The 14,118-nt window shown below is 63.8% G+C and carries 13 protein-coding genes and 1 pseudogene; 11 read left to right on the forward strand and 3 right to left on the reverse strand.

The features are described 5' to 3' along the window. Window positions 1-402: pseudogene (locus A9D60_RS17835) on the reverse strand (peroxidase family protein); the annotation flags it as partial. 208 nt (window positions 403-610) lie between these two features. On the opposite strand from A9D60_RS17835, the gene A9D60_RS17840 reads away from it, so the two are divergent. The 4 genes from A9D60_RS17840 (at window position 611) to A9D60_RS17855 (ending at window position 4,359) form a co-directional block, all read left to right on the forward strand. Continuing rightward, window positions 611-1,528: a LysR substrate-binding domain-containing protein gene (locus A9D60_RS17840; protein ID WP_065268835.1), complete on the forward strand. Its 918-nt coding sequence runs from the start codon at window positions 611-613 to the stop codon at window positions 1,526-1,528. Window positions 1,529-1,727: 199 nt separating this feature from the next. Continuing rightward, entirely contained in the window at window positions 1,728-2,789 is a 1,062-nt protein-coding gene (locus tag A9D60_RS17845) for a Hint domain-containing protein (protein WP_065268836.1), read from the forward strand. A gap of 213 nt (window positions 2,790-3,002) precedes the next feature. Beyond that, entirely contained in the window at window positions 3,003-3,623 is a 621-nt protein-coding gene (gene rpsD, locus A9D60_RS17850; RefSeq protein WP_065268837.1) for a 30S ribosomal protein S4, read from the forward strand. Between the two features lie 163 nt (window positions 3,624-3,786). Beyond that, window positions 3,787-4,359 carry a PA14 domain-containing protein gene (locus tag A9D60_RS17855; protein WP_065268838.1) on the forward strand — a complete coding sequence of 191 codons (573 nt, stop codon included), beginning with the start codon at window positions 3,787-3,789 and terminating at the stop codon, window positions 4,357-4,359. 42 nt (window positions 4,360-4,401) lie between these two features. Here A9D60_RS17855 and A9D60_RS17860 read toward each other — a convergent pair whose 3' ends face one another. Then, entirely contained in the window at window positions 4,402-4,863 is a 462-nt protein-coding gene (locus tag A9D60_RS17860; protein WP_065268839.1) for an Lrp/AsnC family transcriptional regulator, read from the reverse strand. A gap of 104 nt (window positions 4,864-4,967) precedes the next feature. On the opposite strand from A9D60_RS17860, the gene A9D60_RS17865 reads away from it, so the two are divergent. The 5 genes from A9D60_RS17865 to A9D60_RS17885 all read left to right on the forward strand — a co-directional run bounded on the left by A9D60_RS17865 (window position 4,968) and on the right by A9D60_RS17885 (window position 11,149). Then, window positions 4,968-6,392, forward strand: a complete 1,425-nt coding sequence (locus tag A9D60_RS17865; RefSeq protein WP_065268840.1) for an aminotransferase class V-fold PLP-dependent enzyme — start codon at window positions 4,968-4,970, stop codon at window positions 6,390-6,392. Window positions 6,393-6,562: 170 nt separating this feature from the next. Continuing rightward, window positions 6,563-8,209 carry a peptidoglycan-binding protein gene (locus tag A9D60_RS17870; protein ID WP_065268841.1) on the forward strand — a complete coding sequence of 549 codons (1,647 nt, stop codon included), beginning with the start codon at window positions 6,563-6,565 and terminating at the stop codon, window positions 8,207-8,209. 122 nt (window positions 8,210-8,331) lie between these two features. Then, on the forward strand, window positions 8,332-9,417 hold the full coding sequence (gene hisC, locus A9D60_RS17875; RefSeq protein WP_065268842.1) for a histidinol-phosphate transaminase: 1,086 nt from the start codon (window positions 8,332-8,334) through the stop codon (window positions 9,415-9,417). Beyond that, complete coding sequence (locus tag A9D60_RS17880; protein WP_065268843.1) at window positions 9,414-10,334, forward strand: prephenate/arogenate dehydrogenase family protein; 921 nt, start codon at window positions 9,414-9,416, stop codon at window positions 10,332-10,334. Before hisC ends, A9D60_RS17880 begins: the two co-directional genes overlap by 4 nt. Continuing rightward, window positions 10,331-11,149, forward strand: a complete 819-nt coding sequence (locus A9D60_RS17885) for an extensin-like domain-containing protein (RefSeq protein WP_065268844.1) — start codon at window positions 10,331-10,333, stop codon at window positions 11,147-11,149. The genes A9D60_RS17880 and A9D60_RS17885 overlap by 4 nt, the downstream gene beginning before the upstream one ends. A 104-nt stretch (window positions 11,150-11,253) precedes the next feature. Here A9D60_RS17885 and A9D60_RS17890 read toward each other — a convergent pair whose 3' ends face one another. Further along, entirely contained in the window at window positions 11,254-12,252 is a 999-nt protein-coding gene (locus A9D60_RS17890) for a DUF2125 domain-containing protein (RefSeq protein WP_065268845.1), read from the reverse strand. Window positions 12,253-12,319: 67 nt separating this feature from the next. On the opposite strand from A9D60_RS17890, the gene A9D60_RS17895 reads away from it, so the two are divergent. After that, window positions 12,320-12,850, forward strand: a complete 531-nt coding sequence (locus tag A9D60_RS17895; protein WP_065268846.1) for a gamma-glutamylcyclotransferase — start codon at window positions 12,320-12,322, stop codon at window positions 12,848-12,850. 77 nt (window positions 12,851-12,927) lie between these two features. Then, on the forward strand, window positions 12,928-14,118 hold the full coding sequence (locus A9D60_RS17900; protein WP_065268847.1) for a biopolymer transporter ExbB: 1,191 nt from the start codon (window positions 12,928-12,930) through the stop codon (window positions 14,116-14,118).

The raw sequence follows: 14,118 nt of genomic DNA on the forward strand, positions 1-14,118 counted from the left end.
GTCCAGGTTGCCGTTGTCCGGCCAGGAGTTCAGCGGCGCAAACCGCTGGTTGCCGGTGCCGCCGCCGCCGCGCCCGTCCTGTTTGCGGTAGGTGCCCGCGCTGTGCCAGGCCATGCGGATGAACAGCCCGCCGTAGTGGCCATAGTCCGCAGGCCACCAGTCCTGGCTGTCGGTCATCAGCGCAAACAGGTCCTTCTTCACCGCTTCCAGGTCAAGCTTCTTGAACTCCTCGCGGTAGTTGAAATCCGCCCCCATCGGGTTCGATTTGGGGGAATGCTGGTGCAGGATCTTCAGGTTCAGAAGATTTGGCCACCAATCCTGGTTAGAGGTGCCGCCGCTGGCGGCGTTCAGCGCTGCGCCGTGCATCACCGGGCATTTTCCTGCGGGGGTATTTCCGTCCATTTCCATCTCCGATCGTGGCTTCAATTGTTTGAACTGCGATGTGGAAGAAGCGCCCCGGAACCATTCCGCCGGCCTGTGCGCCGCTTGAAAATGCAAGCGGGGCGCAGGCTGTCTGTGCCGGGTCTCCCTGTCTTTCTGATCTTGAGGCTAGCAGGGAAATATCATTGGGATAAGTTGCATTTATTCATCGCTCTGATAATGAAAACCTATGATAAATGTGACCCTCCGCCAGATGCGCTATTTCGAGGCGCTGGCCCTGCACCGCCATTTCGGCCGCGCGGCGGATGCCTGCGCCGTGTCTCAGCCGGCTTTGTCTTTTCAGATCAAGGAGTTGGAGGAGGCGCTCGGTGTGCAGCTGGTGGAGCGCGGTGCCCGTCAGGTACGGCTCACCAGCCTGGGCGAGGACCTGGCCTCCCGGGTGCGCGGCATCCTGCGCTCGGTCGATGAACTGGGAGAGCTGGCACGGGCCTCGCGCGACGGGCTCGCCGGACGCCTGCGCATCGGGGTGATTCCCACCATTGCCCCCTATCTGCTGCCCTCCATCGTGGGCACGCTCACCCGCCAGTACCCCGAGGCCGACGTCCGTGTCCGCGAAACGGTCACACCCAAGCTGCTGGAGGAACTGGGGGAGGGGCGGCTGGACACGGCCATCGTCGCGCTGCCGGTGTCCGAGCCCTCATATGAGGAGGTGCCGCTGTTTGCTGAGGATTTCGTCCTGGTGCGCCCGGGAGAGGATGCCGGCACGCCGGTTCCGGGGCCCGAAGGCCTGCGCGAGATGCGCCTGCTGCTGCTGGAGGAGGGGCACTGCTTCCGCGATCAGGCCTTGTCCTTCTGCAACATGCAATCCGCTGCGCCGCGGGAACTCCTGGACGGCAGCTCCCTGTCGACTTTGGTGCAAATGGTCAGCGCCGGTATCGGCGTGACGCTGATCCCGGAAATGGCGGTGCCGGTGGAAACCCGGTCTGCCGTGGTGTCGGTTGCCCGCTTCCGCGACCCGCAGCCGTCGCGCACCATCGGTATGATCTGGCGGCGCAGCAACCCGCTGGCACGGCAGCTGATGCAGGTGGCTGAAGTGGTCCGGCAGGCCGCGGACGGCCTGCGGTCCAGCTATGCGCCAATGGGCTGACACGGGGCAGGGGAATCCTTTGCGATGACCCGCCGGCTGCGTTCCCCTGCGGCAAGGCGGATGCACCAGGGCCGGATGCCTCAGGAATGGTGCGTATTGAGCACGCTCACACGGATTTTAGCGGCTCACTGTTTCCAGCCGTGCGCCGCATTGTTAATGTTTCGTAAATAATTATAAGACGAAGCAGGCATACAGGCAGATGAAGACGGGCTTTCGTGGCACGTTTGTTATTTCCTGGTCGCAAACTGAGATCGACGGCCTCCCGGCTGCTCCTAAGGACGCACTTGATGCAGGGGCGGCGTGGTCCTGGCACGGAGATGCCGTGCAGGTGGATGGGCCTGCAGGGCTGTTGCGGCTGGATGGGGCAAACGGCGAGGCAGAGTTGCGCCGCCGGGCGGCACGTTCCGTTCGCAGGCTGGTGGGGGCTGCGGTGCAGAACCGGCCCGATGTCGAAGCTGTCGAAATCGACGAGCCGCTTATGGACTGCTGGTTTGTCGTCACCAACGGGGTGCAAAGCTTCACCGCAACGCTGATCGAGACAGGGCCGGACCAGAACCCGCTGTTGATGTTTGTCGATCAGCTGCCGCCGCGCGGCACTGACCTGTGGGTCGTGCACCACGTGCTTGGCGCTGCCGGCACAACCCGGCCAGACGGCGAAGCCGGGGTCATTTGCTTTACGCCGGGCACGCGGATTGCAACCCCCGACGGGCCGCAGCCGGTGGAGCTGCTGCGCGAAGGCGGCAAGGTTCAGACACGGGACAATGGCGTGCAGGAAATTCTCTGGATCGGCTCCCGCCGGATCAGCGGCGCACGGCTTTACGTGATGCCGCAGTTGCGGCCGGTCCGCATCCAGGCGGGGGCCTTGGGCATCGACCGGCCGGATCGGCTGCTGCTGGTTTCCCCCGATCACCGGATATTGCTGCGCGGTGCCCGTGTGCGGGCATTGTTCAACACGCCCGAAGTGCTGGTCGCTGCCGGTGATCTGATCAATGGCTCTACCATCCATACCGACACCTCCGTGCGCGAGGTCACCTATATTCATCTGATGCTGGCCAATCACCAGGTGCTCTGGGCAAACGGGGTGGAGACTGAAAGCTTCCACCCCTCCAACGCATCGCTGACCGCTCTGAGCGAGCCTGACAGGGAGCGCCTGTTCCGCCTGCAGCCGGAGCTGGAGCACGATCCGCTGGCCTATGGCGCCCATGCGCGCCGCAACCTCAGCGCCACCGAGGCGGCGATTCTGGGGCATGAAGCAGCCTGAAGCCTTTATCCGGCAGTGTCCGGATGCTATTTAACGGCGGAGGCCGGGGTCCGATGCAGATTTCCTGCAGAACAGGCTTTCACCGTGTTGACTCTGCCCCATCCCCCTATATAAGCGCGGCTTCATTGGTGTTGGTGGCCCCCGCAAGGGGATCCCTGTCATGCCGCAAGGCAAGAGGACAACGCCCTTCGAAACACAAGAAGGAGATCAGCCGTGACCAAACGCACGTCTGCCAAGTACAAAATCGACCGCCGCATGGGCGAAAACATCTGGGGCCGCCCGAAGTCCCCGGTCAACCGCCGCGACTACGGCCCGGGCCAGCACGGCCAGCGCCGCAAGGGCAAACTGTCCGACTTCGGCATCCAGCTGCGCGCCAAGCAGAAGCTCAAGGGCTACTACGGCGACCTGACCGAAAAGCAGTTCCGCCGCATCTACGGCGAAGCCGTGCGTGTGACCGGCGACACCGGTGAAAACCTGATCGGCCTGCTGGAGCGCCGCCTGGACGCGGTTGTTTACCGCGCCAAGTTCGTGGCCACCGTCTTTGCAGCCCGCCAGTTCGTCAACCACGGCCACGTCCTGGTCAACGGCAAGCGCGTGAACATCCCCTCCTACCGCGTCAAAGAAGGCGACGTGATCGAGGTCCGCGACAAATCCAAGCAGATGGTTGCGCTTCTGGAAGCCGTCCAGCTGGCTGAGCGCGATGTGCCGGATTACATCGAAGCCGACCACTCCAAGATGACCGCAACCTTCGTGCGTACCCCCGGCCTGGGCGACGTGCCGTACCCGGTTGTGATGGAACCGAACCTGGTCGTCGAATTCTACGCCAAGAACTAAGCCTGCTGCCCAATGCGGCATCTGGCGGAAGGGCTGTCCCACGGGGCAGCCCTTTTTCTTTGCCGGTTTGCCGGGCTGGAACCGTGCCGGACGGGCCCCCCAAAAGCGGTGGCCCGGCGGCGGTATTGGGTCTATCCTGATGCAAAACATCAGGGAGTGACCAATGAAGATTTTGATGAAAGCCGCCGCCGCGGCAACGCTCGCGGTACTGGCTGCATCGGCTGGCGCCGCACCGCTGAAGCTCACACCTGCGAACCCGCAGCCCTCCGGCGTCAAGCCCGGCCTGGCGGTGGTTTACGCCTATCCGCAGGATGTGAAGACCTTGGCCGAAGCCTCGTCTGCGCTGAAGATCGGGAGCGAGCCAGGCCGCCCCATCGCCGGTCTTGACAACCGCGATACCGAAGAAGGGCAGAACACGCTGACCGCCAAACGGCCGATGCATGTGGCGGCGCGCATCACCGGCTATGTCAAGCTCGACACGCCTGGCGTCCACAACATTGACTTTCTGACCAACGATGGCCTGCTGGCCAAGATCGGCGGTCAAGTAGTGGGCGAATTTGACGGCCGCCAGTCCTGCGACAGCACCATCGTGACCCAGGTCGAGGTGCCCTCGGCCGGCTGGTATCCCGTCGACATCCTCTATTTCCAGCGCCTTGGCACCGCCTGCCTGCACATGCGCATGGGCCCGGACGGCAAACGGCCGAAATGGATGAAGGACAGCGCCTTCGGGCATTGAGTGCCACCAGCCAAGGGCAGGGGAGGGTCTCTGCCCGTTTCGTCACAAGGGCAGCGGGCGTCCCTCGGCGATGGCCTCCATCGCGAAATAGGAGGTGACGCTGTCCAGCTCGACACCTGAAATCAGCCGCTGATAGACCTTGTCATAGCTGGCCATGTCCTCGGTTACCACTTTCAGCTGATAGTCGTAGTCGCCGCCGATGCGGTGGAAATCCACCACCTCGGGAATGGTCAGAACATGGCGGCGGAATTTCTGCAGCCAGTCCGCTGAATGGTGCCGGGTGCGCAGCAGCACAAACACCACCAGATCCAGCCCCAGTTGCTTGCGGTCCAGCCGCGCAGTGGACCCTTTCAGCAGCCCGCTTTCATTCAGCGCCTTCAGCCGCCGCCAGCAGGCATTCTGCGACAGCCCCACCTGGTCCGCCAGCTCCCGTTGGGACAGGCTGGCGTCCTGCTGAAGAGCACGCAAAATGGCGCGGTCTATATTGTCTGCATATTTGCTCATTTGACGATCATATGACACAAAAATTCATCAATCCACTCAGTAATTGAATAAGTTTCCGCGCCAATAACCGTTCATCTTGTTTCCACGGAATTCGGAGGCGCGACATGACCCTGGCAGCATTCAAACAAACCATCCGGCAGGCGGCACAGGACGGAACCCTTGGCCGCAGCGTCATCGGCGACGGGGTGATGATCCCCGGCCTTAATGGCGAGGTGCCGCTGGTCTATGCCGATTACGTCGCCTCTGGCCGCGCCCTGCGCCAGGTGGAGGAATTCGTGGCGGGCCAAGTGCTGCCCTTCTACGCCAATTCCCACACAGAAGCATCTTTTTGCGGCACCCAAATGACCCTCCTGCGCCGCGAGGCGCGCAGCGAGATTGCCCGCATCACCGGCGCCACGGCACAGGACGCGGTGATCTTCACCGGTTCGGGTGCCACTGCGGGCCTCAACCGGCTGGTCAGCCTGTTTGGCGTCAACGAGGCTGCCCGCCCGGTGGTCTTCATCGGCCCTTACGAGCATCACTCCAACATCCTGCCCTGGCGCGAAAGCAAGGCCGAGGTGGTGGAAATCCCGGAGGCCGCAGAGGGCGGCCCGGACCTGGCAGTGCTGAAATTGGCCCTGAAACAGCACGCGGGTAGCGATCTGAAAATCGGCAGCTTCTCGGCAGCTTCAAACGTGACCGGCATCGTCACGGATCCTGATCCCATCAGCCGCCTGCTGCACGCGCATGGCGCGCTGGCGGTCTGGGACTATGCCGGCGGCGGGCCTTACCTGCCGATCGACATGGGCGGCATGGGAGCAGAACGCAAAGACGCCGTCGTGGTGTCGCCGCATAAATTCCCCGGCGGCCCCGGTGCCTCCGGCGTGCTGATCGTCAACCAGACCGCCGTGCGCCGCCGCTGCCCGTCCTGGCCCGGCGGCGGCACGGTCAGCTTTGTCTCTCCCTGGCGGCACGAATACAGCCAGGATCTGGCCGCCCGCGAGGAGGCTGGAACCCCCAACGTGATCGGCGACATCCGTGCAGCCCTGGCGTTTCTGGTCAAGGAAGCCGTGGGGCAAGAGCAGATCGAGGCCCGCGAAGCCAAGTTCGCACAGATGGCCTGGGACGGCTGGTCGGCCAACCCGCGTCTGCGCATCCTCGGCCACCGCGATGCGCACCGGCTGCCGATCTTCTCCTTCCTGGTCTCCGACGGCGATGGAAACCCGGTGCACCAGCAGCTGTTCACCCGCATGCTGAGCGACGTCTACGGCATCCAGGCCCGCGGCGGCTGCGCCTGTGCAGGCCCCTATGCGCACCGTCTGCTGGGCATCGCGCAGCCGGAATCCGAAACCCTGTTTGCCGACCTGCAGGCGGGCGAAGAAATGAAGAAACCCGGCTGGGTGCGCCTCAATTTCTCCTACTTGATGGAGGAGGAAAAAGCGCAATACATCATTGACTGCGTGAATGAGCTGACAACGAATGCAAGAGAGATTGCAGCCCGGTACAACGTTGACCCTGCGACCGCACGGTTCAAATCCCAGGCCGCCTGAACCAAGCGCAAAGGGTGCTTTCCTGCTTTGGGGAAGCACCTCACATACTTGTGATATGTAGGCAGCCGCCCCCGGTATTTAAAGGGGGAATGTCTATTCCAAATCCCCCGCGACTGCACGCCGCGGGCATGGCAGGCTTCCAGCAGTAGTTATTTTGTTGGAGCAAAGTTATGGCTCTCAAGCTTTCCGCCCCTGTTGGCGACAAGAAACGGATTACCAAGCCGGACCCGAAAACCGGCGAAAGCAAGTTCAAACCGGTCAAGAACAGCCCTGCCGACGTCGAACTGGTCCGCCTGATGCTCAAGGCGAACGGCTATTCCATCGGCATCAGCACCAAATGCGATTCCGGGCTGATCAGTACCATCAAGGATTTCCAGAAGAAAAAACTGGGCTTCAGAAAGCCCGACGGCATCGTTGATCCCGGCATGCGCACCTGGAACGCGGGCCTGCCCAAACTGGCAGCGATGCATGCCGCCGACACCAGGATTGAGCGGGTCGAGGTGGTCGAGAACGGCAAGACCAAGCTGATCACGGTCGCTGAGTTCGAGGCCGGGCAGGAGGAGTTGCGCCGCAAGCTTCTGGCCAAAGCCGACATGATGTACGGCCAGGCTGAATCCTGGGTGGATTTCTGCAATGAGGTGGAGAACACCCGCCAGGGCAACGAAACCTTTCTGAATGCGCTGACCGAATTTGCTGTCAGCATGGTCAACGACAAGACCGATCCGCCTTGGACTCCGATCCTGAATGCGCGGTCCGAGGCAAGCTTCCTCAAGACATTGACCAGCAAGAAAAAACCGGACTGGAAGAAGGTCTACAAGCAGGATGTGAAAGCCTCCAAGGCCTATAACAAGGGCGGCAAGGCCTTCAAGAAGTTCATCGACCAGCGGATCGCCACGGCCGGCGGTATCGTCTGGAAACTGGAAGTGGTGCGCGAGGTTTCCTTTGCCGTGGTCGAAACCTACATGACCGCGCGTCTTGTGGCGACCAAGGGAATGTCACCGGCCAAGGCCCACGCTATCGCCGCTGCCAGCACCGAGGCGCTGAAATCCAGCGCAGGCCAGCTGGGTGAGCATCTGGCAGGCAACAAGGTCACCTGGGACGGGGCCGCCAAGAAAGTCTTCATCGACAGCTTCATCGCTGGCCTCGCGGGTGCAGCGGGCGGCAAGCTGACCGCCAAGCTGTCCGCGGGCCTTGCCGATGACCTGGCCAAGGCCGCAGCTTCCAAGCTGTCGCGCGAGATGCCCAAAAAGGCGGTGAAGGTATTCTTCGAGAAGTTCCTGAAATCCAAGGCCGGTGAAGCCATGGTGACAGAAGCCTTGAAGGAAACCATCGGCCTGGCTAAGCCCTTGATCGAAAAGGGCCGCCCGCCGAACACCAAGGAGATCAAGGAAAGCATCGCCAAGATCCTGACCGCTGGCATCATGTCCGCAGGTGCCGGCAAGGTGCTCGACAAATTCTCTTCCGGTTTCACTTCGGGCGCCGAGAAGTTCCTCAAGACTAAACTGGCCCCTGCCGCCATGGAGGGCGCGGTCAAGAAGGATCTGATCGCCAAATACGGCACCAAGGCGACCGAGGATTTCATCAAGCTGCATGGTGACGCAGTGTATGGCGAAATCGCCAAGCAGATTTCCGGCAAGACGCTCAGCAAATATGCAGGCGAGGCGCTGAACAGCGCGGATGGCTCGCAATCCGCCTCGACCATGCAGAAACAGGCCAATGAGGCGATGCGCAAGGACATGGAGCTGCGTAAGCAGATCCAGAAGATCATCATGGCAGAGGCTAAACGCAAAATGCCCAAGGGCGCAGCCGCGCATTAACGCGAGCATGCGGCCGGGGCAGGCTGCCGCTGGGGGGTGGCAGCAAGGGGGAAGCGTCATCTTGGTGCTTCCCCGCCAGCGTTTGGGCCGTTATGACGGGTTGGAATTAAGGAGCCCGTATTATGACCCAACTCACACCGCAGCCCGGTATCATGGACATCGCTCTGTACCAGGGCGGGGCTGCCCATGTGAAAGGGGTGAGCAATGTTGTGAAGCTCTCCTCGAACGAGAACCCCTTTGGCCCCAGCCCGCGCGCCGTCCAGGCAATGCAGGATGCGGCGGCCAATATGCACCGCTATCCCAGCTCGGATCACGCGGCGCTGCGGCAGGCGATCGGCGAGGTGCACGGGCTGGATCCGGAGCAGATCATCTGCGGCGCCGGCAGCGACGAGATCATTGCCTTCCTGTGCCAGGCCTATGCCGGTCCGGGGGATGAGGTGCTCTATACCGAACACGGCTTTGCCATGTACCGCATCAGCGCGCTGGCCGCCGGGGCCACCCCGGTGGAGGTGAAAGAGCGTGAGCGCGTCACCGATGTGGATGCGCTGCTGGCGGGCTGCACTGCGAAGACCAAGCTGGTGTTCATCGCCAACCCCAACAACCCCACCGGCACCATGATCAGCGAGGCTGAGGTGGCCCGGCTGGCCGATGGGATCCCGGCGGGCGCGCTCCTGGTGCTGGATGGCGCCTATGCGGAATATGTCGCAGGCTTTGACGCCGGCGCGGCCGTGATTGCTTCCCGCAGCAACGTCTTCATGACCCGCACCTTCTCCAAGATCTACGGCCTGGGCGGCGCCCGGATCGGCTGGGGTTACGGTCCCAGGGAAATCATCAATGTGCTGAACCGGGTGCGCGGCCCCTTCAACGTCTCCAGCACCGCGCTGGCGGGGGCCGAAGCCTCGGTGCGCGACACGGATTATGTCGATCAATGCCGGTCCGAGAACGCCAAATGGCGCGCTTGGCTGGCCAACGCGCTGGCCGAACTCGGCGTGCCGTCGGACGTCTCCAGCACCAACTTCATCCTGGCCCGCTTCTCCAGCCAGGCAGAGGCAGAGGCTTGCGACCTGTACCTGCAGGCGCAGGGGCTGATTGTTCGCCGGGTGGCCGGTTACAACCTGCCCACCGCTCTGCGCATCACCATCGGCGACGAAGACTCCTGCCGCCGCATCGCGCAAGGCGTCAAAGCATTCAAAGAGGGGCAGGCATGAGCGAACACGTTTACGGTCGCGTCGCGCTGATCGGCCTGGGCCTCATTGCGTCCTCAATGTTCTGGGCGATGAAACGCGCAGGGCTGGCAGGAGAGGTCACCGGCTATGCCCGGAGCGAAGAAACCCGTGCGACAGCTCGAAAGATCGGCCTTTGCGACCGGGTCTGCGACAGCGCTCGCGAAGCGGTGCAGGACGCCGATCTTATTGTGCTCTGCGTGCCGGTCGGCGCCATGGGGCCGGTGATGGAAGACATCGCGCCAGTGCTGAAGCCCGGCGCGACCGTGTCGGACGTCGGTTCGGTCAAGCGCCATGTGATCGAGGCGGTGCAGCCGCATATCCCGGAGGGCGTGCATTTCGTGCCGGCTCACCCGCTGGCAGGGACGGAGCATTCCGGCCCCGAATCCGGTTTTGCAGAACTGTTCGACAACCGCTGGTCGCTGCTGGTCCCGGTGGAGGGCACCGATCCGCAGGCCACCGCCCGCCTGCGCAAGCTGTGGGAGGGCATGGGGGCGCATGTCGATGAGATGGACGCCGACCACCATGACCTGGTGCTGGCCGTCACTTCGCACACGCCGCACCTGATCGCCTATACGATGGTGGGTGTTGCCGACGATCTGCGCCGGGTGACCGACAGCGAGGTGATCAAGTATTCCGCCGCCGGTTTCCGCGACTTCACCCGTATTGCGGCCTCGGATCCCACCATGTGGCGCGACGTGTTTCTGACCAACAAGGACGCCACGCTGGAAATCCTCGGCCGCTTCACCGAGGAGCTCTTTGCCTTGCAGCGCGCCATCCGCACCGGCGACGGGGAGCACCTGCACGACTACTTCACACGCACCCGCGCGATCCGCCGCGGCATTATCGAAGCGGGGCAGGACACCGACGCTCCGGACTTCGGCCGGGGGCAGAAGAAATGATCCGAGCAGGCGCGCTGATCCTGGCAGCCGTGTTTGGCGGCGCGGCGCTGGCCGCAACGCCGGATGCCTCACTGGAGCCGCCCGCACGTCCGGAGGCGGATGCGCGCCTGGAAGCCGCGGCAGCGCCGCTGCCCGGCATGCGCCCGCTGTCCCGCCCGCAATCAGAGCAGCGGCTGGCGGCCGCCTCCCGCCCGGCGGACCTGCCGCTGCTGGCCCCCGGAGCCTCCTTGCAGCCTTTTGCCCGTCCGGACAGCCTGGCAGAACAGGTGCTGTTCAAGCGCCGCCAGCGCCGCAAAGGCTCGGTCTGCGGCGATATTGATATTCAGGGCGATGACATCGGCCATGTCTCCGGCACGCTGCCCGGCTGCGGTGTCAAGGACGCGGTGCGGGTGCGCGAGATCGCCGGGGTGCGTCTCAGCCAGGCCTCGCTGATGACCTGCAACACCGCCCGGGCACTGAAGACCTGGATCAACCGCGAGGTAGAAACCGCCTTTGGCCGCGGCAACAAGGTGGTGTCTTTGCGTGTTGCCGCCCATTACGCCTGCCGCACCCGGAACAACCGCCCCGGAGCCAAGATTTCGGAGCACGGCAAGGGGAAGGCGATCGATATCTCCGGTTTTACGCTTGCCAGCGGTGAGACAGTCACAGTCCTGCGCGGCTGGCAGAACCGCAAGACCCGCAAGAAGCTGAAAAAGATCTGGCGTGCTGCCTGCGGTCCCTTCGGCACCGTGCTGGGGCCAGAGGCCGACCGCTATCACAAGGACCACTTTCACCTGGACGTGGCCCGCCACCGCGGCGGCACCTATTGCCGCTGACGGCGGCGTGCTCCCGCGCCTGAAAGTGCCCCCAAGGCACATTACAGCCTTGGGCCTGGCGTGCTGCACCACTGCTGCGCGGTCCTTGACAGGCAGTTGCGGCGTCAGCGGATGATCAGCCGCGGAGCGTGCCCCAGAGGCAGCGGGCCAAGCGTCACATAGCCGTCCGAAAATCCCAGCGTGATATCCAGGTCGCGCGGGTTGCCGCTTGCGCCGGCCAGCAGGCCCAGCACCCGCTCGACTGAACTGCGCAAGGAGGGGGGCAAGGCGCCGCTGCGCTCCGCCATCAGCACCAGCCCGGGCCAGTTTTCCGCCTGCAGTGCGATCTCGCCCTCCGGCAGACCGTGTTCATCCACCGTCAGCGTGCCAGTGGCCTTGAGCCGCAAATCCCCCCAGCGAGCGTCGGCCAGCTTCAGATCGATCCGGCGCGGCTGCGGCCGCCGCTGCTCCAGCGCCGAGCGGTCCCAGGGCGCGTCAAAGGCCACCGCCATCTCAAGCGCCAGCGTGTCAAACCGCTCCGGCAGCGGCGCGCTGGCCGCCAGAAGCCGCCGCCAGGCGGCCCGCGGGGCAAATTCTCGGACATCTGCCGTGATCCGGTAGGTTTCCGGGCTCTCCGACTGAACCGCCCGCAGATCCAGCGCCGCACCGCTCAGCACCGTCTCGCCATCCCTTGCAATCTGCCAGCTGTCCGCAACAGCCGCCATCTGTTCCAGCTCCAGCGCCGCACCGGGCTTCAGATGCAGGCTGGCCTGCAGCCCGCTAGCGGTGATCACCGCGGTCTGGTCGTAGTAGGACAGACGCTGCGCTGTCGCCGGGAAATGCAGCTCCAGATGGCCGGGCCACGCGGCCGGACTGTCCAGCTCCAGCCAATCCGCCCGCCAGGCTGTGCCGCTGTGCGGATCCGCCAGCGCCGGGCGGCTGATCCGGGTCTGGTGGCGGAGCGGATAGCCTTGGGTTTCCAGTCCGGCATGTTCTGCCTGCCAGCCGCGGTTTTTCTGTACTTCGAACCAGGCGGCAATGCCTCGCTTCAGCCCCCAGGCCGCCGCCGCCCAATACAGGCTCCACAGCAGAAGGGCCGCAATCAGCAGTTTTGCCAGGCGCATCGGATAGCCTCTTTTGTCCGGACCAGGATTGCTGTTTATAGGGAGGGCACGGAAAGGGCCAGACGACATGACAATGTGGGTATTCGGATACGGATCACTTCTTTGGAACCCCGGTTTCCCGGTGGCCCGGCGCGAGGTCGCGGTGCTGCACGGTTATGCCCGCTCCTTTTGCATGTCCTCGATCCACCATCGCGGCAGCGAGGAGAAGCCGGGCCTGGTGCTGGCGCTGGATGCGGTCGCGGACGCCCACTGCAAGGGCATTGCCCTGGCGGTCGAGGCCGGCCACGAGGAACAGACCCTGGCAGAGCTGCGCGAGCGCGAGCTGATCTCTTCGGCTTATCTGGAGCGCGACCTGGAAGTCGAACTGGCGGATGGCTCCATGGTTACCGCGGTTACCTACGTGATCGACCCGCATCATGTGCAGTACTGCGGCGGGCTCAGCCTTGAGGAGCAGGCGCAGATCATCGCCCATGCCGTGGGCGGCCGCGGTCCCAACACCGAATACCTATACAACACCGCCGAACATCTGGCCGAGATCGGCCTGCATGACAATGACTTGGACTGGCTGGCGGGCCGGGTGCGGGAAATCACCGCATAAAGCCTTGGCGCTTTTGACACTTTGCTTATAGGCTGCGGGGCAACACGAGCAGTCAAAAGTGTCAGGAGCCAGGCAATATGGCGCAGCCAGACCGCAAGACCCGGCCGCAATTCTCCCAGCCGGTGCGGCAGATCATCATGATGCTGATCGCGCTGGGGCTTTCGGGGTTTGGCGCCTTTGTGGCGCTGCCGCGGGTGCTGCCGGTATTCCAGGCCAATCCGTGGCTCAACGGCTTCATCGTCTTTGTTTTCGTGATCGGGGTGCTGGCCTGCTTCTGGCAGGTTCTGCAGCTCATTGGCTCGGTGCGCTGGATCGAACGCTTCGCCGGCGGCGACAATCAGGAGCACCGCCGCCCGCCGTCGATACTGGCACCTCTGGCCTCGCTTCTGGGATCTCGCAGCGCCCGGATGCAGCTGGGCTCTGCCTCCACCCGCTCCATACTGGACTCGGTGGCCAGCCGTATTGACGAAGACCGCGAAATTACCCGCTACATCGTCAACCTGCTGATTTTCCTGGGCCTTCTCGGCACGTTCTACGGGCTGGCCACAACGGTCCCTGCCGTTGTCGACACCATCCGCAGCCTTGCGCCGCAGGAAGGTGAAGAGGGTCTGTCGGTCTTCAACCGCCTGATGACAGGCCTTGAGGCACAGCTGGGCGGCATGGGCGTGGCCTTCGCCTCCTCGCTTCTGGGCCTTGCGGGGTCGCTGATCGTCGGCCTGTTGGAGCTGTTTGCGGGCCACGGCCAGAACCGCTTTTATCGCGAGCTGGAGGAATGGCTTTCCTCCATCACCCGCGTCAGCTTCTCCTCGGGCGAGGAGGGCACGGGTGACAGTGGCGTGGTTTCCCAGGTGCTCGACACCATGGCCGAGCAGATGGAGATGCTGCAGGAAATGTTTGTCGAGACCGCCGAAGGCCGCGCGGCGGTGGACCAGCGGCTGACAGAGCTGGTGGAAACCATCCAGGAGATGAACCGCCGCCAGGATCAGACCGGCACCATCACCGCGGCGCTGGACCGGGTTGCTGTGGGGCAGGAGGCTCTGACCGAGATCCTGCGCGCGCAGGGAGAGCACGGCGGTATCGACGCCGAAAGCCGGATGCGGCTGCGCTCGATCGACGTGCAAATGCTGCGCATCCTCGAAGAAATCTCCGCAGGCCGCCAGGAAAGCCTGGCCGAACTGCGCAAGGATATCGACCTGATGATCAAGGCCTTCGCGCGCCCGCGCGGACTGTCCCGCGGCGGTCTGCCGGACCGGGGCCCGGGGGAATAA

Source organism: Leisingera sp. JC1, assembly GCF_001679925.1.
GTDB lineage: Bacteria > Pseudomonadota > Alphaproteobacteria > Rhodobacterales > Rhodobacteraceae > Leisingera.